Raw genomic sequence first — 25,781 nt, 5'->3', positions numbered from 1 at the left:
AAAATTTATGAAGATATATCAGTTAGAAGATATCAAGGCAGGAGTAATCTTCAGAAACACAAGCCCCAAACTCTACGCTGCCATAAAAAATGAACTCAGAAAAGTTGAATTGGGGAAGGGCGTAAGCGAAGGCTTTATAGACGCCATGTATAAGGCAGGAATTATCCCTGATGGAAACAATTTTTTCAGTCCCTTAGTATTTGATATGGGTGCATTCATTGCAATAATCATATCAAATAAACAGTTTGACTATACTGACATTATAAGAATTCGTTCCAAGTTTATTGAGCTTTTTAGCAAAGATGCCGCTGCTGGTGAAGAAATACCGGAAGATAACATTTTAAAAAGCCTCTTATCAGAGGAAGAAAAATCCAAACAGCGGCGCCCTGTAAAGCAAGTAATAAGAGCTGTCTCAGGATGCAAATGTAAAGATAATGATTTTTGCGACATGGAAACATCAGAAGGATTCCAAATATATCACATTAAAAATCCAAGAGATATATTCAGATACAAGCCAGTAGCACTAGCATATTACTATTACTGCCATGAGTACTATATAGCAACAAAGTACATACTGGATGACTTTTTAGATAGAGCTTATATAGATGTAACCAAAGGAAAAGAAATATCGCCAAAAAATCTTACACTATAAAAGAGAATAGAATGGAACCGCTGTGTACGGACAGCCTGAAAAAATAACCTCGTCAGCTCTTTTATGATGATGATAAATGTATTGCAAAAATTAAAAAAAATCCCTTATAATAAAACAGATAAGGAGAAGAAAAAGAAATGAAGGCAAACACAGAAACAGAAGAAAGTAAAACAAGGAGGCCTGGAAGACCTTCCGTTGAGGATGGTAGAAATGTTACCAAGTGCTTTAGACTTAAAGAAGATACCGCAATCAAACTCGATGCGCTTATGAAACACTTTGGCAAAAAAGAAGGAAAAAAAACTCTCTCTATCGGCAGAACTTTGGAAATTCTGATAAGCAAAGAATATTATAGAGCTTTTCAGCAATCTTTCTCTGAAGATGAGGATACTGAAGCCGCTTTAACCATAGACACTCCTCTTCCTGACGATGTCATATTACCGGAATCGCCAACGACAAAAAAGACGAAGCGTAAAAAGAAAGATCCATATTCATCAGACAATTACGAAAGTTTTCCAACTAGCTCATTTAGTGAACAGTATGATGAATGAAATATATTGTATATATTTAAGCGTCAGCATGATTGCAGGCGCTTTTTTATATTGAAAAAATAAATATAATATAATATATTATATTTATAATTCGCCATTAGTGTATTTACACTGAAAAAAGGGTACAAAATAAAATTTATAGATGAATAAAAAATAAAGAAGGGGGGAGTAGAAAAATGAAGCTAAAAATAATTTCGATATTCAAAAAAAGGTTATTTACCATCGGAATTGTTGCAACGCTTATCTTAATAGAGATCATCTACGGTGTACAACTAATATCAGTAACAGCGTTGCAGACTGATCTACAGGAGAAAATGCGCCATGAAATAACAGAAAAAATCATAAGTGAAGCGCCTCTTGATAATAGCTCATCTACAATAAGAGCAACTACAGGAACAATTTCAAGCAAAACAAATGAAGAGAAAACAGCAGAATTTGCCGATACAATTGCTTCTATTGTTATTAGCCAGATATCTAATGATTACAAAGATGAGCTTAAGGAGCTTGTGATTGATCAGCTCATGAGTGACATTGGCGACATAGTAAGACAGCACTATCAGGAATACACGAGCAGAGAAGCAAATGATATAGCCGCATCCGTAAAGATCATAGTTCTTGAAGAACTTCAAGATTACACAAAAAAGCTTGAAAGTGAAGTTTACGAGACCAAAAACCTCTATACTGCGGTACAGAACACGCTTGCCGGGATCAAGGAGACACAGAATAGTACCCAAGCAAAAATATCTGCAATACAGAACACATATAATAATGAAATTGCTAAATTAAAACAAAAAGATAACTACCTTCAAGCTCAGATTGATACCCTTTCCGGGAAACAGGTATCAAATAGAAATGAATTTGATGTATCTGTAACAAAGGCAAGAGAAGCATTTAATGAAGCACTTAAGAAATTACAGAATAATACTCTAAGCTCTGACTTAGATATCCTTAGAGAGCTTGAAACTGTCAGAGATGCTTTGGACAATGCAGAATCAGTTCTTAATGGACAGCTTTCTTCACTTGATTCAAATATTGCAGCAAACATTCAGGCAGAGATCAATGCAAGAAAACAGGCCATAAATGAAGCAATCACATCATTAAGAGAATCGGATTCCATAGATAAGCAATATCTTATAAGCCTTCTACAGACAACTAATAACAGTCTCACCTCTAAGCTCAATCAGACAAATAGCACACTTAATGAAAGAATTGGTCAGACTGTTGCCAATCTCGCTCAGACAGCAAATGACTTATCCAATGCTGATGAGGCGAATAAACAAGAACTTACTAATGAATTAAATAGGCTTAACGAAAATATTGAGACTCTTATCCAGGAACTAAGGGACACAAAACTCGATAAAGTAGCAGCTCCTACATATGAAACAAACAGTCTGACAAATTCGGTCACTATTACCGTCCCCGACACATATCCTAATCAGAACTGATTACCATTAGATACAAAACGCCTTTTGCATCATATATGCTCTGGGCGTTTTACCTATAGCGGAAGTGTTGGAGCAAATGAAGGGGGACAGCTTATTAATATGAGAGAGGATAACCGGCTTAAAATACTGCTCAGAAGAAATGATATGACACAGCAGGAATTCGCGGATTGGTTTTATGTTTCCAGGGACACCGCTTGGAAGGTGCTTAACGGGCAGAGAAGACTTAAAGCTGATGAGATCATAGAAATCTGTCGCAGATTTAGATATATGGTGGACAAAAAATACAAAGCATCTCGGTAACAAACCGATGTGGGGAATAAGAACAAATGGTGGCAGAAGAAAAAATGGAGATACTTGTTTTGATTTTTTCATTCATTTTGGCTATTTGATATTTAACTATACCAACTTTAATTTACAAGGTAGAAAGTGAGGATAAGAGATGACTAATGCAGAGTTAATGAAGTTAGTCGGTAAAAAGATTACTGTATATTTCAAAGGTGGAGAAAGAGGAATATACGGAACACTTGGATATGCAGATGAGTTTTCAGCAAAGCACGATTACCGCCGTCCTGAATATTTTTATATTGGTAATACATCGTTCAAAGTAAGCCATGTAAGAAAGGTGGTGGAAAGCGAGGGATAAGGAATGAGTAGTAGAGTAACTAACGAAAACCGAAGTTTCCACGGCTCAAACGTATACCTAACATCTTTAGAAAAAGACTCATTATTAAGAGCCATAGACCAATATATTATAAATGTCGAAGGCGCAGACGAGGGCGATAGTTTTAGAAAGTTTTTTGAAAAGTACGACCAAGAACCTTTACATAGCGCCTATCGAAAACTTATTGGCAAGCACAAGATAGAAAGTGAGGGATGAATAATGGCAGATATAGAGTTGGTAATTAAGATTCCCGAATAAATACACCAAGATATTATGAACCATAAGCAAAAAGATAAATTTAAACATAGGAGCAGATAAGGAGGGCGGAGAAAACCAGAAACAGGCTGATGATGAAATCAAGATAGGTAACGAAGTTAAGAACTTTGAATGCCGCGGAATAGTTGTGAAGGTGGATGAAAGTTTAAATACTGCAACAATATTTTGGGTAGATAGATGCTCTCTTAGTACGTGGAGCAATGAAAGCACTAAAGAAATAAAAACAGGCCGCCACTTCTCACAGATGTCAGCTACTTGAAAACTATATCGGTTTGCGGTATATTTAACCTATAATAAATACACCTATTGTGAAATTATTGTAATGCAATTGTAAGGAGAATATGAGAAAACAAATTTTAAAATCTATATGTACCTTAATGAGCATGACCATAATGCTGACATCTTGCGGCATAAAAAAGTCTGCTACATATAAAGATGCAGGCAAAGGATACACAACAATATCAAGCGTTGATGGTATTACTTTTGAGATACCATTGGCGTTTTCAAGTAAGGCAACTGCCGTTACGCGGATTGCAAATGATCAGGACTTCACGCCAGATGGTATATACTCATATACAAATGGCAATGACGAGTACATGTTCTTTTGTATGGATGAACTTGTAATCCTTGCAAATAAGGGGACAAACTATAATTTCTCAGAAACAGAAAAAAAAGAGAATGCACTCTCATCATCTAGCGTCATCGACTCTATGTGTTCGAAGCTTGGTAAGAAATTTTGCTACACGGAATCCATAAATGACGGAGTCTATAAGATTATTGGTGATGTAGCGGAAAACATTTCGATCACAACAGAACTTTACGGAGATTATATAGGAAGACTCGCGGTAATTGAAGATGGCATGACTGAATGGAGCGTACTTGCAGGAGTAAAAGGAAGCAATTTGTCAGACCTCTCAAAAGAACAGCTCTCTGTAATAGATACTGTAGTTAGTTCAATGAAAACAACTCACGGAGAAGGCGTCGTTCAGACTAATACTCCTGATTATGACGTGGTAATAAGCGATAAGTCTATTTCAACATCGCTATCGGAAGAAACAGAAGAAAAATCGAAAGCTAACGAAGAAACAAAAGATGAAGATAGTCAGAAAGATGACGTATTTCTTGATCTTGATGGCACAGAAGAAACCGGGCAATCAGAAGAAGCGCTTCAACATGAAAAACTAGCAGCTCCTAAAACAGAAACCTCTGAGAAAGATATTGCAAAGCCAAAACCGTCAGTTAAAGAAGAATCCACACCTGAAGACATTGAAACAGTTGTTTCTGATGACAAAATAGAACATTCCAATCAAAAAGAACGTAAGCTCACTGAAGGAAAAGTATACAGTTCTGACATATATTCACTTTTAAAAACAGGTGATTATGGCATCATTGCGAGTTCTGATCCAGACGGGGAGATTAAATATCCGGTAGTTCACTTGAAAGCTATTCTCTCCGGAAACGATGCAGTTGACATAGTAAAGAAACAGGCGTCATCAACAACAAGATATGACTATTTCGAAGCTCCTCCTGGTTATTCATGGCAAGTTGCAGAATATGACATTATTTACACACAAGCCAATCCAGAACATGAGATAGATGTAAGGATGCTTGGAGTTGATGGAAACACACTAAAATACAGAGGTGTTCCTGCTCCACAGAGGACTTACTATGTTGATTATGATATAGAAAACGATGTAGCAAATGAAACGCTTAGGAACATAAAAGTATTTTACGCCGTACCAAATGGCTGTAAAGAATATATCCTTAAGTTTGGCGACGGAATTGTTGGCACGGAAACAGAACATTACTCAGCATATTACCATGTGGGAGGAATTTAAAATGGCAACAAACATAATAAAAGCAAGAAAGAGTAAAAGACATATAGTGACGCTCTCAAGTATAAGCGCCGCCTTTGTAATAGTACTTATTATTTTCTTATTTATGAACACTTATTACAAAGATAATTACGCCACAAAAAAATACGTCCTTGACGCACTTTCCGGCTCGGAACTTAATATATCAGAAACGGAGATGGGAAGGATCGCTTCACAAATCAGTAAAGACCTTAATCATTCTATAGGTGCTATGGATATAGAAAACCTAACTGACGAGCAGCTTAATAGTCTTATGAATCAGGTAAAGACATATCTCGATTCAGAATTTACCTCTGTGGCATCTGAAACAATAAATGCACTTGCAAATGAGATAGTTAAGGCACAGCTTAGTGATGCTCTCAAAAACAACGACACTCTTATAAAAGAGTATCAGGCCAAGCTCGATAAGCTCAATATGCAGACACTTGAGCTTCAAAAACTCATGGAAACTATAAATAATTACTCATACTCAGACATATATGACGTAGTAAAAAAATACGGTATGTCAGAAGATGATGTAAAACAGTTTCTTTCAGCTTATGAGACATCAAACAGCTCAAAACTAAAGGAATTATCTAACAAGCTTGGAGTGTCGGTTGAACAGCTCACGACTCTTATTTCAACAAATGCCAATAGTGACGACTCTAAAATCAAAGATTTATCAAAAAAACTAGGAGTGACAGAAAGTGACATCAAGACTCTTATTTCCAACTATAACGCATCACTTACAAATAAGATCGATTCTTTACAAGCATACACAATAAACAGCATGGGCGCTTTAGAAGACACTCTTCCTTCATACTCCATCACAACAGATTCAAATGCAAAAACAACCGTGACTGTTACGATTCCTAAAGGTCACAAGTAATTGGGATTTTGGAGGTCTTGCTATGAAAAATAAGGTAAAGGGTATTATAAAGGAATTTTTTTTCTTTTCAGCAACATTATTTGCATTATATCTTGCATTTGTGGCAGTAAATAAAGTGACACCGGTCTTTGCAGATACAACTGATTATGATGTAAACGTTTATGCCATGATTAATGGGAGTCTTGGCTCAAGTCCCGTGACTATAAACGGTAAAGCAGAAGGTATCTATGTAGAGCTTCAACAGGATCTTGTCCTAAAAAAGAATGATAAGACATATCTTTTGAAGGGATGGGAAAATTATGCCACTACCGGTTCAGATGGCATTCCAAAGTATACTTACCGTGATGTTAATACCTCTAAAGGAAAAGCTATCCTTGGCTTTTACATGCCAGCAAGAGATGTAAATATCAAGGTAGTATACGAAGAGGCAACCACTTATGGAAACAATACTTCCAATATCCTCAAGAGGATAGATCACGATGATGAGTATCTTACAGGTTCACTTTGGCAGGTAAGCAGTATCTATATGCCAACAGAAGGAACAACATTAAATACTCTGTCATCAGATATCAGCTCTTATGTAAAAGATGGAGTAGGCGACAGCATTGTATACTCTGCCAATCCTTTCTTGAGTAATGGCTCTACATATAACAAAAATATTTGCTTTGATGCAGGAAGCGCAGGCTCAAACAGTGTTTCAAAAAGAGCAGGAGACCTTGTTGTTTACGCGATACCATACGCTTTGAATGGCCATTATATTGATGACAGTAGCATAACCATCACAAAGGAAAATGGTTCATTTACCTTTATCAATAATGCAATGTCCTATAACGGAGACAACACATTCTTTCTTAAAAGGTATGCCATTGACAGCAAACATGACAGATATATACTCCTGATATTCACAATGCCGGATGACAACGTGACAATCACTGCAAATTATCCAACAGCTATCCAAATTCCACAGAGTTTTGCGCAAACTAAAACAGATACAGAGCTTAGCCCAACAATTAACTCAAAAGGAAAGCTCAAAATTAATTTTGAAGATGGAAGAGCATCAGTTCTTATTGACGCCGATGATATCCAGAATAACAGAGATAAAATTCTTGCGCTTAAAGAGCAGGTTGGTAGCTCAGATAAAATGTATGTATATCAAATTGGGAATCATATCTACTTCGTAACCGGAAGCCATACCAATATTAACTCGTTACCTGATGATGCAACAAAGCTTGCTGTTATAGCTGCTGAGAAAAAAGCAGAACCGTTTGTGGCTTATGGTGGCAGCGATATAACTTTAGTCCCAGGTGGAAACTCAACGTGGCAGCAAGTTTACTAAATAGACTTTTCCATATTTTCTACAATATGTTTCCTTTACGGACACCGCCTTATGAAGAGGGCGTTTGTCTTTCAACTTTCCATGGATCAAAAGTACTTGAATGGGAAACGGTATTTATTGTTGATGCAAACGAAGGTGTTTGTCCATATAAGAAAGCAATAACTGAAGAAGAGATTGAAGAAGAACGAAGAATGTTCTATGTCGCGATGACAAGAGCAAGAGATAATCTTCAGATGTGCTATACAATGGATCCGGCAAAGAATATCAATGTTTCGAGATTTTTGAAACAGGAGGTGTAAGAATGAGAAAGCTTCATAAATGTCCAAAATGCGAAGGAAAATTGTTCTCCGATGGAACTATAACCGCACTTCCAAGTACCCGAAGTAAACGTATCATGCGAATAGCCTTTATACTTGCTATATTTGTCATTTATTCAACTGGGGTAATATTGCTAGCTAAATCTTCCTCAAAAGTGACCGTGTCACATACCCCTGTTTCTTGCGATAACTCATCAGTAGAAAAAGATAGTGATATTGTTCAAGTAGAGACACTCCATGACGGTATAGTTGAAATAAGTAGGAAAAATATAATAAACCTTTGCAAAGTACACACAGATTACGTGTGCGGTGATATATCCGATTACCACTATGACCAAGAAACTAAATACCTAACAATAAAATTTAATAATGATGAGGAAAGTACATATTATTTACCCTGATTGTATGTAGTAGGATGCTTAAAAATATGCTAGATTTACATGTTGCAGTTACTTTGAAGCAGGGAGGATTCTTATGGAAAAATTATTATATGAATTACCTATAGAAAGATACGTTGAATTGTATACCTCACTTAAAACAGCTCAGGAATTTAAGACCTTTGAAGATTCTATAATTAAACAACCTTCACTCTCAACCTTTATATCCGATAAAAACATTCTTTGTTTAAACTGGTGTATAATCGATGCCGATGATTGGACTGGATTAGCAATCCATTACCAAACAAAACAAAACGATATAGTGGTAAATGAAGGAATATATTATGATGATTCAATTTATTCCTATGCCCCAAAAGGGTTACAACATTGGAGCGATATCATCCGGTTATCTATATAATTGGAAGATTTTCTACAATATGTTTTCTTTACGGATACCGCCTTATGAAAAAAGACGGTATCCCATATTTTTTATGTAAGTCTATCCGCCTGAATAGAATCCCCCTTCTTTCACTATGTGAATTATTCTTCTTTATTTTTTAGATACCATGCATTTGATAAAAGCTCTAAGATATCGACATTTACTACATAAAAACTCATGTCTGAATCATCTATCTCTTTTCCTGTAAAATTAATAACCACTTTTACTGTATCTGGGATCTTTCCAAGATCGGCAAGCGCATTTTTATCTGTCAGAATAATTCCACGTATCTCATGCTCAGTTATCAGTTCCTTATCTATCTTATCAAGTGTACCAACAATATTAAATCCTCGCCGTGTACATTCCTCATTATTAAAAAGAGCGTTACTTTCTCCCACAACTGCTATATTAACACCGCTGCCAATATTCATCAGCGCTTTGAATTTATTGTACATAAAAGTGTTGTTGTATCCATATTTGATATTCCCGGCATTTTCAATAAATAAACTAAAATCTCTCACAATACTATTTGCCGACTTAAACCCAAGCTCAGTAGCCACATCTTTAGCATGCACTTTTTCTACGTGTTCATCTATAAGCCTTCCAAAATACCTGTAATAAAATGGAACTCTTTCTTTTGTGTTGTTATATTTCTTCATATCATCATCCTTTAAAATACTCAAAACACAGACAAGCTGAGTATTTCTGTATCTTTGAGTTATTATACACATTTTTGTTTTAATGCCTATATTGTAGCACACAAAACACAAATGTGTGTGAAAAATCAAAATCTTAGTGAAACCAAAAATTACACTCATTACACTTATGGTATATTTTATTATTGCTTAAATATGTCTAGAGGTGTAATATGTTGGTAGACACAATTGGTGTATTTAAGATGTTGGAGGTGTTATTGCGTGAAATTATACAAAGTAATAAAAGACTGGGCAACAGCGGAAGAAGTCAAATACGAAAACGGCAGAGAAGTCTCGCTTCTTGTAATTGGAGAATATTCCCCAAAAGAGTACATCATTGTTAATATTTATTCCGACATCCTTGACGATTTAGTCAATAACCCGTCTGATTACGATATCAGAATCTCCCCCGGAAAAGAACCTATAATGACTGTTCTTAGAGATAACGACATTGTTTTTATCAATAAAGAAACAGCTATCTTAAAACAAGAAGTCCGCAATGCTTTAAAAGAAATCTCATCGGGAATCCTATTTAACGCCTATGTAGAAATAAGAAAAAATATGTGCAACAAAAATAAGCTTTCTAGTGCATTTCAGATTCTTGAAGGGATGCTTAATCAAGCAACCCAAAAAAACTTAAATCAAGCCCTTATCAGTTCAGTCTTAAAAGAATACCTTGAAGCAGCATTTTACCCTACAGACAAGGAATCCAAGGAATATATAAGGGCAATGAGCTATGATGATATCTTAAAGCTCATTTTAGAGATCAGAAGCTGTCAATTAACAGAAAACCTTAACGTAATCACTGATGAATATATCAGAGAGTTTGTCGGAGATAATCCGTCAAAACTTAATGAGATCAAAAAAACTCTCAATCTTGAACTTGAATACAGAGTGTTCATGGGGCAGCTAATAGAAATTTAAGGAGAAACAAAGATGTTACTTGAGCAAGGCGAAAAGCTTGTAATTGAAAACACTTCAACAAATCCAAGAGTTATAGCGCTCATTCTTGGAATTATCTTACTTATCATCTTCGCAGATTATGTAATAGAAATGTACATCTGCGCCCGAACAAAGCAGGAGCTCTACACCTTAAAGGAAGAGCTATTTGCACGAAGAAGAAATGATCACAATTCGAAAGGAAGAAAATAAATGCAGTATCCGGATTATATCGACCATGGCAACTATAGAGTTTTCAGAAACGGTAAGATTGTCAATACAAAGAATAACCGCGAGCTTGTACAAAAAATGATTAAGGGAAGCCACTACGTCAATCTGATTTCAAAAACTCCCGACGGCGGTAATATCAATAAAAAAGTATGTGTAGAAAGGCTCATGTATACCCTTTTTACAGGAGATGGCCTTACAAGAATGTTTTCTATTGTAAATAAGAATGGCTCTTTACAATCTGAATACGATATTGACGATCTCATCAAGGTAGAAAAAAGCAATAAATATCTATATGACAGCAAAGCCGAAGGTGGGAGCTTATTTGACGAAGCCACCTGTAAAGAGATTAGAAGTCAATACAACTTTGAACATAAAGCTATATCACAATGGGATAAACATGGCATGTCAATAAGAGAACTTGCTCTGAAATACAGTTGCAGCCCAAATACAATCCAAAGAATTTTGAAAGGAACATATGTTGCCAAAAAAGAAAAGAAATATATCTCAACTACATAAAATTTTTTTGCTTTTCCTTGTCATTGTTCTTATAATGCCTCTTTTAACCGGATGTACAAATATCATTGAAAGAAAAAAGAATAAATATGTTCAAGTACAACTAACAAAAGATGAACTTAAAGATGATATCTTTTATATAAAGAACGGCACCAAATTTGTTCAGGTATATAAGGCCCAGACATACAATACTACAAGCACAGAGTCAGGGAGAAATAAAAAAGCAGTATTCCTTGGCCTTGATTTCGAAACAATACCTACGCTTTATAAAGGCGAGATAATCGCACTTACAACAAAAAGCACTACTTTTAAGAAAGTAGAGGTTGTCCGTTATGAAACAATCGGATATACCCTTGGGATGTTTGGGATAAAGAAAAATGACACTACAGGAACCCTTGATTTGAGCACGGAACAAAATCTTGCAGAAGGCAGTAATGCATATAAAACACTGAAAAAAAAGACTTACTCATCATCACTTCAACTTGTAAGCGTAAACAATCAACCCGTATCGGAAAGTATGATCAACGACACCGGAATATTTAACTGCCTGGAAGATAATGGCATTTATACACTTAAATATTACTCGGGAACAAAGCTTACATCATCACAGCTAAAAGCGGATATGTTTGCATTGCAGGAGTATGAGTACTATGAGATATGTGAAGCCGAAAATACATCAAACGGATATTTCTCTATTTCACTTCCCGAGGATGCCAAGAGCGGCTATTACTACATTGAAGGAGCAGGAATGTTTAAATACATTGCTGACAAAAAAGGAACCAATGAACTTGATATAAGCATGAACGAACCATATTACTCAGATGAATATTCCTTAGAAGATGCCTATTCGCAGAAATACTCCGTGGAATTTGATGTAAGGATGGCTAACGTGACCATAAATCTCTATTACGACGCTCTCTCAATAAATGATATTGAAGCAATTACCGGTAGAGCTGTAAGTCCTGATGGCACAGAATATGACTTAGACATAGATTACTCAAAGTCACTTATAACCGTCAGCCTTTTAGAGGCTATGGCAGGTAAGTGGAATATCTATATACAACCTAAAGACATAGCTATTACTAAGGCAAATATTGTTTCAAGTGCAAATCAGCAAGAAATAACGCAAGAAACATATAATTTCAGCTTTGATGAAGCACAAGAAAATACTCAGTTTATTGTTAAGTATAAGACATCTGCTAATACAACAGACAAAGTACCAGAGATTTATGCCCTTTTGGTTCTCCCTGATGGTACTACTCAGGAGCTTAAGCATAACACCAAAAACAAAATGCTTTACAGTAATGTGCCTTATATAAATGGTGGAAGTTATGTAGTAAAGGTATACCACTATACAGATACAGAAATTGATAATGTTACGACTGAAATCGGAGATCAATGTTGCGACGAAGATACCATCATAACGGTAACGGAGTAGATCTATGGAAACATCAACGACTGTATGTCTATTCATCATAATACTTTTTGTAGAGGCTGCTATTGAAGGAGCAAGAAGAGGTATCCTTTCAATAGCAAGTCCTGTAATAGCTTTTATACTTGCTTTATCAGTGGCAGGCACAGGAAATCTTGTCCTTGGAGATTTTACAGAAAAGATCTCTCAACCTGCTTATGAATCAGCAAAATATATCACAAATGAAATAATAAAGAATTACACAAGAGAAAGTCAGATTTTTCCCAAACACAAGGAAAACGACTCTGCAAAAACTATCTTTGACATAGAAATTGATCTTACAGATGAAATTAAAGACAACCTAAAGCATGATAAGAACGACATGGCAAGAAATGTAGTTGCTTTCATCCTTATCTATACGCTTGCAGGGATAGCTGTAAAAATTCTGATAGAAGTACTTGGAAAGAACTTTATCATATCAGTACCGGACAGAATACTGGGGATTATCGCAGGATCTATTATCTCAATTATAAAGATGTGGTTTCTTATGATACTTATTACATATATTTCAGCTTTTGTTCCGCCTGTAGCAGAACTTAATGAAAAGCTTTTAACAAGCAATCTGTATTCATATATTTATATGATCAATCCATTCCTATAAGGGGCAAGTAATTTATGAGTAAAGAAGAATTTATAAAAGAATTATCTAATGCAGGATATGATGCAGAATTTAATTCCCATGGCATACCTACAGTGTTTGTTGAAGTGCCAATGCTGATGAATGCTGCAAAAAAGGCGATAAGAACCGTAAGCAAAAAGTTTGGTTATGACCAAAGCTACAGCATATGCCTTTCAAAAATTAAATCAAAAACAAAGAATAACGGAGAGTCTAATGATGTTCAGAAGGATTATTGAAGATGCAATCAACGAAGCAGACATTAACAATGTAAGCATAAGAGAAAAAGAGGCTTTTTTACAGCAATACTATAGCGGTCAGATTTATGAATTCATGACACATGAAGAGATAATGGCAACACTAAGAATAGATGGAACAATACAAAATTGAAAAAATATATTTGATATCTCAAGACAGAAGAAACTTGAACAGACCATAATATAGATAATCCATATCTAAGGAGCGGCGCCGGTTGTAGTTTTCTTTTATTTGTTAACAACAAAATTCTTTCTTTTTATTAAGACAACCAAAAAGACAGTAAATATGCGGCTTATAAGCCATGTTTTAGCTAGAAAATTGGAATAAGTTACCTAGAGAACTGGATTTAGTCTTACAGAAAATTGGAATAAGATAGGAAGAAAACTGGAATGTTTATTAGCTAGAAAATTGGAATAAATTGCCTTGATAAATGGAAGAAGAGGGAAGAAAAAAGGACTATTTAGCCTAGAAAAATGGGCGTTTTAGCTAGAGAAATGGAATATTACAAAAAAATGGTGGTCTTGATTGTCTCAAAAGCCACTATTTTAGCGCATTTTAAACATCCTTCCGCTTTAACTTGGCTAGAAAATTGGAATAAGAAAAGATTTATGGCTAGAAAAATGGAATATAAGAAAGTTAATTAGTATTTAATAAAAAAATGTGTCCAAAATAAAATCAAAACACAATATTTTGTTTAGTGTAGTCCTATTTTTTCATAAATGTTTTCAAAATAGTCTAGAAAAATGGAATGTATAAATCTTTTAGCTAGAAAATCGGAATGTTTATTGGCTAGAAAATTGGAATGTTATTATGATGTCCGGAAACATCAGTATAAAAGCCGATTATAAGCGCATTTTACGTATAATTTAAACCCGTATTATATATATTTTAGCTAGAAAATTGGAATAAACTTGTATAGAAAATTGGAATTATGTTCATATATGCCTTGTAATTCATTTTGGCTAGAAAATTGGAATAACAATATTTAAAATTGGAATAAGTTTCGCAAGAAATGGATTGACTTAAAGCTTTTGGAAAAATATAATTAAGGCATGGAATAAGGAGGATGTGATGGCAAAAAAAACCAGGGGAAACCAACCGGACTTTTCGATACTTGAAGGAAAGTTTTATTCAAAGTCCAATGCGCTTGTAAACGCAAAGGGCAAAGGTTCTCTACTTTCACAGAAACTCTTTGCGGTAGGTATACAGCAGGCAGAGAAAGATGAAAAAACCGGAATTATAAGTTCTACTCTTTACGGAACAGATCTTCGTATGATATTTGGAGCTAAGAACGGTTCTTTTTATGACCAGATAAAAGAAGTAGTCCAGTCTGTTAAAGGTAAACCATCACTTCTTGATTACAGACTTGTATATGCAGATGATGCCACAGAGAGGGTTGAAGCTATTAACGTTATTACTGACTGCACCTTCGAAAACGGCATTTTAAACATCAGATACAATACAAAAGTAAATGATGACATCTACCGCCTTAAATCGAACTATACGACATATGCTCTTTCAGAGACAATGGGACTTAAGAGCATATACTCATTCAGGCTTTATGAAATACTTAAGGCTGAGTATGATAAGCAAAGCTATGTGGCACATAAGAACGGAAGAAATCTTAACAATGAAAAAGCATACGTTCTTGAGATAAATCTTACAGATCTTAAACTAAGACTTGGTATTATAGATCCATCAATTGATAAGGAAATTTTGAAGGCAATTCAGAGCGAAAATCCGGATTATAATCTGGTTGAAGAACTTGCAAAAGGACAAAAAGATGGTCGTAAATATTCCAAAGTATCTAATCTTAAAACATATGCTCTTAACAGGGCGAAAGATGAGCTTGCTGAAAAGACAAGCCTTTCCTTTGAGTATGAAGAGATAAAGGCTGGAAGAGGTGGAAAAGTAGTTGGAATCCGCTTCTTTATCAGGCATAAGGGAAAAGAAAAGAAAGACATCATAGATATCACTCCTGAGATAACAGAGGAAATGAAAGAGAACATCATCGACGAGATAAATGAGTATATTGATGAGAAGATAAAAATAAAGGACCTTAAGGCTATAGCAGAAGAAGCTGATTATGATATCGAAAAGATCAAGAAACAGTATGATCTTATGAAGAAAAAGAAGAATAAGATTGAAGATATTGTAGCTTATCTTATCAAGGCCATTAGAGATGATTACTCAGAACCGGTAACTAAGGTTAATAGCTTTAATAGTTTTAATAGTTTTGAGCAGAACCACTACAATTTTAAAGAACTTGAAAGAAAACTTCTTGATAATTAGTATTTGAAATTTCAGAATACTAATAGTATAATTAGGATAAAGTAAAACATTCATCCGTAAAATCAAAAGAGTCATGACATTTTGTTGTGGCTCTTTTTTTGTTATATAAAATAAAAATTACGCCTTACCAGGCGATTAAATAGATATCAGATTAACCCAAGGAACAAACCATAGGATGCAACGATTCGTCACGAATAATACTCTGTTGAGTTTTGTATCGCCACTATATTTTGGTCTGTTTCTTTTTTATTGGAGGAAAAGAAGATGATTGGATTTAAAACAGCAAACAATAGGTATTACGTTGACCTTACAGAAAAAAAGGTAGTAGGTGGTGCTATCAACGAATTTAAGGAATTCGAGGAGGCAATCATTATTGTCGGACGTCCCGCAGAATTTCTTTTCAAGGATGGAGGTTCTATGAAGACTTCCACAGTACAAAATTATATTTAAAGTAAATGATAAGGCTGATTTCGAAAGAATGAGGCCTTATTTTTAATTAAAAGTTTGCATAAAATACGCTAATGGTGTAATATTGTTGTTATAAAAATGGAGAAAGGAGAAATAGTATGCTTTCACAAGAACAAGAAAGAGCGGCAAATGCCATAGACGGTCAGGTCTTAGTTGTTGCCTGTCCCGGATCGGGAAAGACGACAACAATCATGCAACGTGCGCTTAACATGGTAAATAGAGGCATAGATCCTAACTCCATGATAAATATCACGTTTACTAAAGCAGCGGCAGATGAGATGGCAAAGAGATTTGAAAAGCTATCAGGTGGTATTAAGATGCCATTTTCAACAATCCATGCATTTTGTTATAGGCAGCTTTGCACTGAGTATGGCTATACACAGGACGATATCATAAAAGAGTCTGAAAAGTGGATATACATATTCGATCATTTAAAAGGAAGTGCGGCTCCTGCGCAGGTCGAGGATATGGTAAAGGAGGCTATGGAGGGAATTTCTTTTATAAAGAACAAGGAATTATCAGCCAAAGCCTTTAGGACAGAAAAATTAGATAGGCAGACATTCCTTGATATATTTAAAAGATATGAGGAATATAAAGAAAAGCTTCATAAGATTGATTTTGACGATATGCTCATAGTTTTCAGGGATAAACTTATCTCCGATAAGACTTTTCTTTCAAAGCTCCAAAAGAAGTATAAATATATTACTGTAGATGAGTTCCAGGATGTAAACAAGATTCAGGCAGATATCTGCTACACGATAGCAGGACCTGACGGAAACATATTTATAGTCGGGGATGATGACCAGAGTATTTACGGATTCAGAGCCGCAGAGTCAAAGATAATGCTTGATTTTGCAAAGACCTATCCTAAATGCGTAAGGATCAACCTTGATACCAACTATAGGAGCTGTAAGTCAATCATAACGATAGCGGATAATCTTATTCAGAACAACAGAACAAGATTTCCTAAGGAATTCAAGGCGTTCAGAAAAGAAGAAGGAACATTACATGTCCTAGAATTCGAATCCGGCTTTGTTCAAGCTAAAAGGATTGCAGGAGAGATAAAGAATGCGGTTTACAAAAATGAACTTGAATATAGTGATTTTGCAATTCTCTTTAGAACTAATAATTTATCACTTCCTCTTACAACAATCCTCATTAAGGAAGACATACCTTTCTATATGAAAGAAAGAGTAGCGTCCATACATCAGGATCCGATATGTGATGATATAAGGGCATATTATCAAATAGCAAGTGGATATGAAAGAAGAGGAGATCTTCAGAGAATATTAAACAAGCCTTCAAGATATCTTCCGGTAGATGCATTTCTTAATATAAACTTCGATGAAGCAAAACTGTTAAAGGCTGCCGATAGTGCTAATATAAAGCCATTTGCAAGAGAAAAACTCAAGGATCTTTGTTGGGATATCAGGGCTTTAAAGGATAAGAAAAATCCAAAGGAATTCTTAAACTACCTCATGGGGCCTATGGAATACCGCTTAGGGCTTAAAAAGACGGCAGAATACCTTAACAAGGATGTTAATGAATACTATGAAGTACTGGATGAGCTTATTGCCGAAGCCTCTGAATTTAAAACAATGGAAGAGTGGTTTAACTATATTGAGATTTATGAGGTAAGGCTTAAGGAAGCATCTAAGAAAAAGAAAGGTGGTGTATGCCTTTCAACGTTTCATGGTTCTAAGGGACTTGAGTGGAAATTCGTCTTTGTAGTCAACATAAACGAAAAGGTCATACCATACATTAAAGCTGCTACCGCAGAAGAATTGGAAGAGGAAAGAAGAATGTTCTATGTTGCCATAACAAGAGCAAAGGACATTTTATATCTTTCATATCTTTCATCGAGACAGAAAGAGAGCGTTCCATCAAGATACTTTGAGGAAATGGGTATTGAAGTAGATGAACTTTTCGCAGGGAAAAAAGATTTACAGCTTGATGAAGAGAAGGGACTTGGAATATGAGTGGTGAACTACCACTATGCAGGCTACAAAATGACATAGAAAGGACTTCTTATGATTTAAAAATACTATTATCCTGAGTAATTACAATCTTGACTTAATACGCAAATAGCGTATATAATGATAATATCGTAAAAAGAAAACAACGTAAAAATTAAGCAGTTGCCAATCATCCCTTGGCGGCTGCTTTTTTGCGTTTATATAGATAATTATAAAACATAAGGAGGACTTAAGATGGGCGGATTCCCATTTGAAACAAGAGATGTTCTTACTTTGATGGGTTATCATGTTCCATCAGGCAAGGGCAATATCTATATTCCATGTCCTTACTGCATGGGTAAGAAAAAGACCTTAAACTTTAATCTTTCAAAGAATGTGTATCGTTGTAATAAGAACGATGAGCACAAAGGCAACATCCTTACTTTCTACCGTGATCAGATGGGGCTTTCCGACAATAAGGAAGCATATAAGCAGATCATGGAAAGGCTTCAAATGGGTGATAAGCTATCGGCCGTAAAAGCCGTTATTTCTTCAGATGAAGATAATGAAGTTAAGATGGCTAGCGTAGATAAGAGGAATCTATTCTATACAAAGCTTCTTAAACAGTTTTCTTTATCAAAGAAGAACGCAGATGATCTGCTAAAGAGAGGATTCACAAAAGAAGAGATAAAAGCTCTTGGGTACAAGACCGTGCCAGCTCCTAATGATGTAGAAGAGATAGGAACAGCCTTAAAGGAGATGAATCTTTCATCGGAAAGTTTCGAAGGTATTCCCGGAACGTATATAAGCAATAAGGGTAATTGGTGGCTTAATATATGGAAAGGCGGTATTGGAGTTAAGTATCTTGATATCTTTGGGAGATGTCAGATGATTAATGTTCGTAAGAACGAAGAAGAGCGTCAGATCGACAAAGATGGAGAAAAAGAGTGCAAATACTATCCTATTTCTTCTAATGGTAAAAAGAAAGGCACTTCTGCGAAACAAGTAATACATTATGCTGGCAAAAGACATAAGGCTAAAAACGGCCTTATGGTGCTCGATGCGCCAAAAGATGGAAAAGCCTACATAACAGAAGGTGTGATAAAAGGAGATTTATATCATTGCATATCTGGAAATCTTGTTATCTGTACACCCGGGGTTAACTGCCTTGGAGCTCTAGAAAAAGAAATCCCATATATAAAAAAAATTGGGATAAAAGAAATATGTATAGCTTATGACATGGACAGAGTAAAGAATATAGAAGTCCTTATAGCTTTACAGAAACTTGGGATGTTTTTAATAGAAAAAGGTTTTATAGTCACTGTAAAAGAGTGGTCAACGACCATCACTTACTTTGATGGAAGCCATGGAAAGCTTGATAGCCACAAGAACTTTGTAGTAATTCCTGAAACATATCAGAAAGCATTAAAGGATGCGGAGTACAATAAGGTATCAATAGATGAGATATTGACAAACAGAATCATTAAAAGAGCCGCTGGGATTGGTAGGACAGATTTTTTATTTGCTTTTGAGTCTTCTAAAGAAGCAAGAGAAAATATGGAAGTCTATTACCGGTTCAAAAATCTTTGCATCGAAAACAATGTAACCTTAAAGCCTTGCTTTTGGAAACTTGTTTACAAGGGGGTTGATGATTTCTATGCACATAAAGAAAGAGGCATTGAAGCATAAGGAGGATAATGACATGGAAAATATAGTTAATACAGATATCGCACTTAGCGGTACAGTATATCCTGGAAATATCGTTTTTAACATTGATGAGATAAAGGAACAGGCGCTTGCTATCAAGCAGATGTATGAGACAATGGTATATTCTGCATCGTCAGCAAAGCAGAGAAACACTGATATGAAAAGTGACAGGGCAAAACTTAATAAGGCAGCCAAAGAGGTAAAAGAAAAACTTTCCGAAGTTAAGTCAGCGTACATGACGCCATTTTCTAAGTTTGAGGCAGGCATCAAAGAAGCTGTAAACACTATCGGGGAGGCGACAAATATCCTTGATAAGAAAATAAAGGAGTTCGAGGAAGCAGAAAGAGCCGAGAAAAAGGCTCAGATCACTGATTACTATGATAAGTCCTTTATAGCATCAGGCATTGATCCTAATGTAAAGAATGTGATTTTCACTATAATCTATGATCCTAGATGGGAAAATGTCAATGCAACTCAGAAAGCATATAAAGAAGGCATCGATGATGGTCTTACTAGGTATGAGAGCGGAGTTAAAGCCCTTTCGAGTGATATCTACAAGAACTATCGTGATGAAGCCATGGAAGTATTTCTTCAGAATCTTGATCTTGCAGCTGCTCTTGAAAAGGTTGAAGCCTTAAAGAAGCGTGATGAGGAGATACTTCGCAGAGAAAAAGAGAGACTTGAAGCAGAGGCAAAAAGAAAAGCTGAAGCTGAGATTGCAGAAGCAAAGAGACGTGCAGAAGAAGCTGAGAGAAAAGCAAAAGAAGCACAGGAAGCAGCAGAGCTTAAGGCGAAGAGGGAATTTAGCCGTGCTGAAAAGGCAATGGAAATAAAAGCTTCAAATGCAACGCCGGATCTTGTTGATCCTATTGCAAATATCAGTTCAAAGACAAAGCTTGCGATTCATGTCATTGGAGGTGCGATTGTTGGTGTCTATATAGATAACAACATTCAGTTTGACCTTACAATTTTCGATGAAGATGTATCGGAGCAGAGAGAACTCGCTGAGTTTGCAAAGACAACAACGAATATGAAGAAAATATACTAAAACAATACAATTAAGACCTCTTCGGAGGTCTTTTTTGTTGAGCAAATATTGACATCTAACTACGCCAATAGTATATTTAGGGTGAATGATAATTGCAAAAATACATGCTTCTAGTAGTAACTAATAAACCGAAAGAGAAGGGAGGAACATGAAGAAAACAGGAGAAACTAATCTACTCTATTTTATTTACAGGCAGCTTCAGAATGATCCATTTTGGGTGACTATTATGAAAGAAGCCAATGATCTTGATGTATGTAATTTTTACCTGCGGGTTGCAGCCTTAACAAAGATTGGGTTTATAGATTACAAAAAGATAACAGGAGCAGATACTAAAATAATCACGGATTTTATAAATCTGCATCCAAACAAGAAGCAGATAGATGTTTTTCTTTGTGATATAGCAACAAACTGATAGCTTATGAGGAAAATAATATGAAAATACATAGAAATTTGGTGAAAAGAACAATAGCTATAGTAGGCGCAATGATTATGACTTTATCAACAGCCATATCTGCTAAAGATGCAAGACTTATAAATTCAAAAGGAGTTATCAATTTGAACACTAATGAGGGTTCAGTCTCCATTGATACAGACGATATCGAAGATAATGCTCAAGCTCTTGCTGGGTTAGATAGTCAACTTGGTGGTTTGTCTTTTAAGCATGAGGATGGTTATTACTGGGCAAAGGTCGGAGAAGACGGATCATGGGAAAAGATAGGAGCTGTTGGTAGCGCTGAACCTTGGATGGTTCTAAAAAGTGCCGGCGCAAAGAATATCACATTCTCATCAGAATCAGGTGTAGATATTGCAGGCACAATGGAAAATTATGCCGGAAACAAGAATCTTTTAGTAACTTCACATGCAAAAGTTTCAAATATTGGAGCTTCCTGTATGATTTAAACAGGGATTGACCTAAAAAGAATACCTCAAGTAAAGTTGGATTGTTACTGACCTGACCGTTGGTAAAATCCAAAACTACAAGAGGTATCTTACATGAATGCTAAAACAACAAGACAGAAAAATCAAGAAGAAAAGGGATTCTCAGTGATAAACACGTTATCAGCTGAGGAAAGACAGTCAAGGATTGATGAGCTCTTGAATACAATGCAGGCGAAGACCTGGCATGATCTGGAGACATCAGGAAAGTTTGACAAGAATGCCAAGCTCTCATTTATATCAGAGGACATGCTTATAGTTGGATGCGATATAGGCAGTGAAACCCACTATCTGAGAGCTATAGATATAAGAGGCAGAGAACTTAGCAAAAAGCCATTTTCCTTTACTAATAACGAAGAAGGCTTCGAAAACGCTAAGGCATGGATTGTAGAGCTTGCTGCAGTAAATGACAAGAAGCAGATAGTCTTAGGACTTGAGCCTACAGGTCATTACTGGTTCTGTATAGCCACATGGCTCATAAGCAATGGAATAAGTGTTGTACAGGTAAATCCATATGCAGTAAAGCAGACGAAGGAGGTTGAGGACAACAGCCAGCTTAAGGATGACAGAAAAGATCCAAAGGTTATAGCAAACCTTGTTATGAACGGAAACTACGGGATGCCATATCTTCCAGAGGGTGTATACGCTGATCTGCGTAGCCTTTCGCTTCTAAGGAGCCAGCAAAACGAAAATAGGATCCGTTGCATTAACAGATTGCATAGACTGATGAAAATACACTTTCCTGAATATAAGGACGCATTCGGAAAGACGGATGGCAGTTTTGCATTGGAAATGCTCAAGGTTGCACCATTTCCGGAGGATATTGTCAAACTTGGAGAGGATGGAATCAGAGAAATATGGCACAATGCTAAGCTCAGAGGACGCGGTTATAGCAGGGCATCGGAAATATTTAGGTATGCCAGTGCCAGTGTGGGCAGAAAAGAAGGCATAGAGGCTGATAGATATGCAGTCAAATGTTATGTCGAGGAAATGATTTCCTTGGATGAAAAGATTTCTACAATCGAAGCAGACATAAAAGAAAAATGCATGGAAATACCACATGCTGAGAAAATCCTTGATATAACTGGTCTTGGTCAAAACATAGTTGCAGGAATCATATCTTCAATGGGAGATATTGATAGATTTGATGATGCTAAAGAAATACAGAAATTAAGTGGTCTAAACCTTGTTGCCTGTAGTTCGGGTAAGCATAATGGCGAAACAAAGATAAGCCATAGAGGACGCAAAGAATTGCGAACCTGGCTGTTTCAAGGGGCAAAATCGGTAGTTGCTCATGCGGAGGAATTCCAGTTGCTACATGAGTACTATACTACGAGGAATAAGAATCCGCTTAAGAAGATGCAGTCGCTGATAGTCATAGCGTGCAAGCTTCTGAGGATTATATTTGCAATCCTGAAGAAAGGTGTCACATATGACCCACAGAAGATGCTTGATGATATCAAGAGATTTGAAGAATCTGAAATAGTAGCTGCATAAGATAGACATGTTTCCGGAATCCTGCCGAACTGTGGAATGATATTCGACAGCTGGGCAGGGTTCCGGATGGTAACCCGAAAACAGTAGGAGCAGGTCTTCTACATTACAACTGCCAACTTATGTATAGATGGATTGCGTCCACCGCTCATCGGTACCATCTGGATCATATGTGGGTCAGCTAACAAGTACCAAAAACAAACAAGAGCTGTAGCTGGCGCAGTTTTTTCCTTAGGGCATAGACCCTGTATTGGAGCTTTGCTGGCACTTGGTGTATGAATTGGTTGGACGAAGGAAGTTGGGACATGATCCCTTTAGACACGGAAGGTTAACCATCATAGTTGATTAAAGGATAAATGGCCTTCATAGAGCAAAAAAAGAGGATGCTTTATTAGTGCTACCTTAAATCATCTATTCAGTACATGATACTATGGCAATTCATCACCTTTGGCTCCTGTTTTGAGGAATTTAAAATCGTCAAAGCCTGTAAAAATCTATATTGAGGGCTTGACATAATAGGAAGGGAAAAAATATCTGTCGTTAGAAGTGCCATTTACAGGTTATTATACCGCATTGGATAATGCGCTTGACGCGGATACTACTAGAATCAATTATGCTCTTGCAGAGCTCGGAGATGCAGAAGCTGAAAATGTTCTTGATGGAAAGTATTTTACTTCATCAGCAGGTATCCGTACAAAAGGTAGCATCAAAAATAATGGAGTTCTTAATTGGAATCCGTCAGGTATCGCAACAATTGCTATTAATGGGTTCTATTCTGGCGGAACTGTAAGCACAGCAAACGCTTATAATGCTGGTTATGAAGCGGGAAAGCGTGCGGGCATCGCTGAAGGAAGAGGGCAAAATACAGGATTTGGAAGAGGTTCTTATACATTAGATACATTGGCGTGGATTGGAAGAGCTTGTGATTGTTATAGCAATTCTTATATGATTTCTCCACCTATGGGGTATGACGGAACGGTATCTTTAGATTATATTGCATCAGGTGGCTGGAGGGATCATCAAACAGGTGGCGTAACAGGTACATTGACAGTACATAATATGACGAGAGGAACGAGCGTTTCATATTCCGGAAGCAAAGAGGGAAGATTGAATATAACAGGGCGTACTCTTAGCTTTTATAAAAACGATGTAATTAAGATTACATTGGATGCAAATTCGCCTAGCTGGCATGCATGGTGCCAAGGAGGTGTGACATTTTATTAAGATATATCAAATGCTCATTTATAAGAAAACGAAACAGGAATCCTCATTCCAGAAAGAAACAGATATTTTTTTAATATAACAATAATCAGAAAACTTATGAGGAAAATGATATGAAAATTCAAAGAGGAATTATAAATAAAACAATAATTGCAATATGCAGCTTAGCTCTTTCTTTTTGTACAGGAATACATGCTGAAGAGTTAAGACTAACTAATTCAAATGGAATAATTACTATAAACACGAACGATGGCTCAGTTACTATTGATACAGACGATATCGAAGATAATGCACAAGCATTAGATGCATTAGAAGGTCAGCTTAATAATATCTATTTTAAATATGAAAGCGGCTACTATTGGGCTAAATCAAGCGCGGATAGTGAATGGGAAAAGATAGGTGCCGTAGGAAATACTGAGCCTTGGATGGTCTTAAAGAACACTGGGGATAAGGATATTACATTTTCATCGCAATCTGGTGTAGACATTGCAGGTGCAATGGAAAACTATGCAGGAAATAAAGAACTTTTAGTAACCTCAGATGCAACGCTATCAAATATTGGTGGTACAGATTGCCTTTCACTTGAAGTTCCATCTACAGGATATTACACCGCATCAGGCAATGCACTTGGCGCAGATACGACAAAACTCAATTATGCGCTATCAAAGCTTGGGGATGCGGGAGTAGCAAACGTCCTTGATGGAAAATACTTTACTTCATCAGTAGGGATTCGTACAAAAGGCAGCATGGCAAATCACTCTGAAGATGTAACAAACAAAAATTCCAATACTGGCTATCTACCTAAGAATGGCGCTAATTACCTATCGGTTACAGTTCCATATACAGGCTATTATACTGATGCAACTAAACTGATTACCGGGGTTAAATATAATCCAACGGGAAGAGTTTCACAGATGCCAAACAAACAGACAATCGATCAAAATATTGGTAATGCAAATCCAAATCTTGCTTCGTCCGTTTTAAAGCTGGGTATGAATCAGTCTCTTACGATACCGGCAGGATATTACAGCAATGATATTGTTATAGATAATGGTGCCAAATATAGAGGCGGGAGTCCGTATATTGGAAGTGGTCAACCGTCATATAACATTAAAAATATACGAAGTGATTGGGATTCATTAAC

30 protein-coding genes are annotated in these 25,781 nt (G+C 36.2%); 29 read left to right on the top strand and 1 reads right to left on the bottom strand.

The window, feature by feature from the left end:
• Window positions 1–7 precede the first annotated feature (7 nt).
• The 12 genes from BM398_RS13575 (at window position 8) to BM398_RS13520 (ending at window position 8,772) form a co-directional block, all read left to right on the top strand.
• Window positions 8–652: a hypothetical protein gene (locus BM398_RS13575; protein WP_092338281.1), complete on the top strand. Its 645-nt coding sequence runs from the start codon at window positions 8–10 to the stop codon at window positions 650–652.
• A gap of 137 nt (window positions 653–789) precedes the next feature.
• A complete protein-coding gene (locus BM398_RS13570) occupies window positions 790–1,200 on the top strand; it encodes a hypothetical protein (protein ID WP_092338279.1) in 411 nt (136 codons plus the stop codon).
• Between the two features lie 176 nt (window positions 1,201–1,376).
• Window positions 1,377–2,645 (top strand): coiled-coil domain-containing protein, encoded by a 1,269-nt coding sequence (locus BM398_RS13565; protein ID WP_092338277.1) that lies wholly within the window; start codon window positions 1,377–1,379, stop codon window positions 2,643–2,645.
• A 99-nt stretch (window positions 2,646–2,744) separates the two neighbouring features.
• A complete protein-coding gene (locus BM398_RS13560; protein ID WP_092338275.1) occupies window positions 2,745–2,945 on the top strand; it encodes a helix-turn-helix domain-containing protein in 201 nt (66 codons plus the stop codon).
• A 139-nt stretch (window positions 2,946–3,084) separates the two neighbouring features.
• The gene (locus BM398_RS13555; RefSeq protein ID WP_092338273.1) at window positions 3,085–3,288 is read left to right on the top strand and encodes a hypothetical protein; all 204 of its coding nucleotides are present in this window, start codon (window positions 3,085–3,087) and stop codon (window positions 3,286–3,288) included.
• Between the two features lie 3 nt (window positions 3,289–3,291).
• Window positions 3,292–3,522: a hypothetical protein gene (locus tag BM398_RS13550; protein ID WP_092338271.1), complete on the top strand. Its 231-nt coding sequence runs from the start codon at window positions 3,292–3,294 to the stop codon at window positions 3,520–3,522.
• 401 nt (window positions 3,523–3,923) lie between these two features.
• The gene (locus BM398_RS13545) at window positions 3,924–5,420 is read left to right on the top strand and encodes a hypothetical protein (protein ID WP_139233828.1); all 1,497 of its coding nucleotides are present in this window, start codon (window positions 3,924–3,926) and stop codon (window positions 5,418–5,420) included.
• 1 nt (window position 5,421) lies between these two features.
• Window positions 5,422–6,324: a hypothetical protein gene (locus BM398_RS13540; protein ID WP_092338266.1), complete on the top strand. Its 903-nt coding sequence runs from the start codon at window positions 5,422–5,424 to the stop codon at window positions 6,322–6,324.
• Between the two features lie 22 nt (window positions 6,325–6,346).
• Window positions 6,347–7,660: a hypothetical protein gene (locus BM398_RS13535; protein WP_092338264.1), complete on the top strand. Its 1,314-nt coding sequence runs from the start codon at window positions 6,347–6,349 to the stop codon at window positions 7,658–7,660.
• Window positions 7,642–7,959: a 3'-5' exonuclease gene (locus BM398_RS13530; RefSeq protein ID WP_242949820.1), complete on the top strand. Its 318-nt coding sequence runs from the start codon at window positions 7,642–7,644 to the stop codon at window positions 7,957–7,959. Before BM398_RS13535 ends, BM398_RS13530 begins: the two co-directional genes overlap by 19 nt.
• A gap of 2 nt (window positions 7,960–7,961) precedes the next feature.
• Entirely contained in the window at window positions 7,962–8,378 is a 417-nt protein-coding gene (locus BM398_RS13525; protein WP_092338262.1) for a hypothetical protein, read from the top strand.
• A gap of 73 nt (window positions 8,379–8,451) precedes the next feature.
• Window positions 8,452–8,772, top strand: coding sequence for a hypothetical protein (locus tag BM398_RS13520; protein ID WP_092338259.1), 321 nt, complete (start codon window positions 8,452–8,454; stop codon window positions 8,770–8,772).
• A gap of 122 nt (window positions 8,773–8,894) precedes the next feature.
• On the opposite strand, the gene BM398_RS13515 is transcribed toward BM398_RS13520, so the two are convergent.
• A complete protein-coding gene (locus BM398_RS13515) occupies window positions 8,895–9,452 on the bottom strand; it encodes a winged-helix domain-containing protein (protein ID WP_175531955.1) in 558 nt (185 codons plus the stop codon).
• A gap of 258 nt (window positions 9,453–9,710) precedes the next feature.
• Here BM398_RS13515 and BM398_RS13510 point away from each other — a divergent pair, with 258 nt between their 5' ends.
• From BM398_RS13510 to BM398_RS13435, 17 genes are all read left to right on the top strand, one after another.
• Window positions 9,711–10,412 (top strand): hypothetical protein, encoded by a 702-nt coding sequence (locus BM398_RS13510; RefSeq protein ID WP_092338255.1) that lies wholly within the window; start codon window positions 9,711–9,713, stop codon window positions 10,410–10,412.
• Between the two features lie 12 nt (window positions 10,413–10,424).
• The gene (locus tag BM398_RS13505) at window positions 10,425–10,640 is read left to right on the top strand and encodes a hypothetical protein (RefSeq protein WP_092338253.1); all 216 of its coding nucleotides are present in this window, start codon (window positions 10,425–10,427) and stop codon (window positions 10,638–10,640) included.
• A complete protein-coding gene (locus BM398_RS13500) occupies window positions 10,641–11,174 on the top strand; it encodes a helix-turn-helix domain-containing protein (protein WP_092338251.1) in 534 nt (177 codons plus the stop codon).
• Window positions 11,134–12,609, top strand: a complete 1,476-nt coding sequence (locus tag BM398_RS13495) for a hypothetical protein (RefSeq protein WP_092338248.1) — start codon at window positions 11,134–11,136, stop codon at window positions 12,607–12,609. The genes BM398_RS13500 and BM398_RS13495 overlap by 41 nt, the downstream gene beginning before the upstream one ends.
• Window positions 12,610–12,613: 4 nt before the next feature.
• Entirely contained in the window at window positions 12,614–13,243 is a 630-nt protein-coding gene (locus tag BM398_RS13490) for a CvpA family protein (RefSeq protein WP_092338246.1), read from the top strand.
• Window positions 13,244–13,257: 14 nt separating this feature from the next.
• The gene (locus BM398_RS13485; protein WP_092338244.1) at window positions 13,258–13,497 is read left to right on the top strand and encodes a hypothetical protein; all 240 of its coding nucleotides are present in this window, start codon (window positions 13,258–13,260) and stop codon (window positions 13,495–13,497) included.
• The gene (locus tag BM398_RS17200) at window positions 13,475–13,648 is read left to right on the top strand and encodes a hypothetical protein (protein ID WP_175531954.1); all 174 of its coding nucleotides are present in this window, start codon (window positions 13,475–13,477) and stop codon (window positions 13,646–13,648) included. The genes BM398_RS13485 and BM398_RS17200 overlap by 23 nt, the downstream gene beginning before the upstream one ends.
• Before the next feature lie 939 nt (window positions 13,649–14,587).
• Entirely contained in the window at window positions 14,588–15,808 is a 1,221-nt protein-coding gene (locus BM398_RS13480) for a replication initiation protein (protein WP_092338241.1), read from the top strand.
• A gap of 264 nt (window positions 15,809–16,072) precedes the next feature.
• Window positions 16,073–16,258 (top strand): hypothetical protein, encoded by a 186-nt coding sequence (locus BM398_RS13475; protein WP_092338239.1) that lies wholly within the window; start codon window positions 16,073–16,075, stop codon window positions 16,256–16,258.
• Between the two features lie 116 nt (window positions 16,259–16,374).
• Window positions 16,375–18,255 carry an ATP-dependent helicase gene (locus BM398_RS13470; RefSeq protein WP_092338237.1) on the top strand — a complete coding sequence of 627 codons (1,881 nt, stop codon included), beginning with the start codon at window positions 16,375–16,377 and terminating at the stop codon, window positions 18,253–18,255.
• 231 nt (window positions 18,256–18,486) lie between these two features.
• Entirely contained in the window at window positions 18,487–19,920 is a 1,434-nt protein-coding gene (locus BM398_RS13465; protein WP_092338235.1) for a toprim domain-containing protein, read from the top strand.
• Between the two features lie 13 nt (window positions 19,921–19,933).
• Complete coding sequence (locus BM398_RS13460; RefSeq protein WP_175531953.1) at window positions 19,934–20,986, top strand: DUF1351 domain-containing protein; 1,053 nt, start codon at window positions 19,934–19,936, stop codon at window positions 20,984–20,986.
• Window positions 20,987–21,134: 148 nt separating this feature from the next.
• Window positions 21,135–21,398, top strand: coding sequence for a hypothetical protein (locus BM398_RS13455; protein WP_092338230.1), 264 nt, complete (start codon window positions 21,135–21,137; stop codon window positions 21,396–21,398).
• A gap of 20 nt (window positions 21,399–21,418) precedes the next feature.
• Window positions 21,419–21,886 (top strand): hypothetical protein, encoded by a 468-nt coding sequence (locus BM398_RS13450; RefSeq protein ID WP_092338228.1) that lies wholly within the window; start codon window positions 21,419–21,421, stop codon window positions 21,884–21,886.
• Between the two features lie 93 nt (window positions 21,887–21,979).
• On the top strand, window positions 21,980–23,419 hold the full coding sequence (locus BM398_RS13445) for an IS110 family RNA-guided transposase (protein ID WP_092338226.1): 1,440 nt from the start codon (window positions 21,980–21,982) through the stop codon (window positions 23,417–23,419).
• A 570-nt stretch (window positions 23,420–23,989) separates the two neighbouring features.
• Window positions 23,990–24,640: a hypothetical protein gene (locus BM398_RS13440; protein ID WP_139233827.1), complete on the top strand. Its 651-nt coding sequence runs from the start codon at window positions 23,990–23,992 to the stop codon at window positions 24,638–24,640.
• A 110-nt stretch (window positions 24,641–24,750) separates the two neighbouring features.
• The coding region (locus BM398_RS13435) for a hypothetical protein (protein ID WP_139233826.1) at window positions 24,751–25,781 on the top strand (1,031 nt) is incomplete at its 3' end.

Source organism: Butyrivibrio sp. M55, assembly GCF_900116865.1.
Classification (GTDB): Bacteria; Bacillota; Clostridia; order Lachnospirales; family Lachnospiraceae; genus Butyrivibrio.
This window is presented reverse-complemented; position numbering and strand designations above follow the sequence as displayed.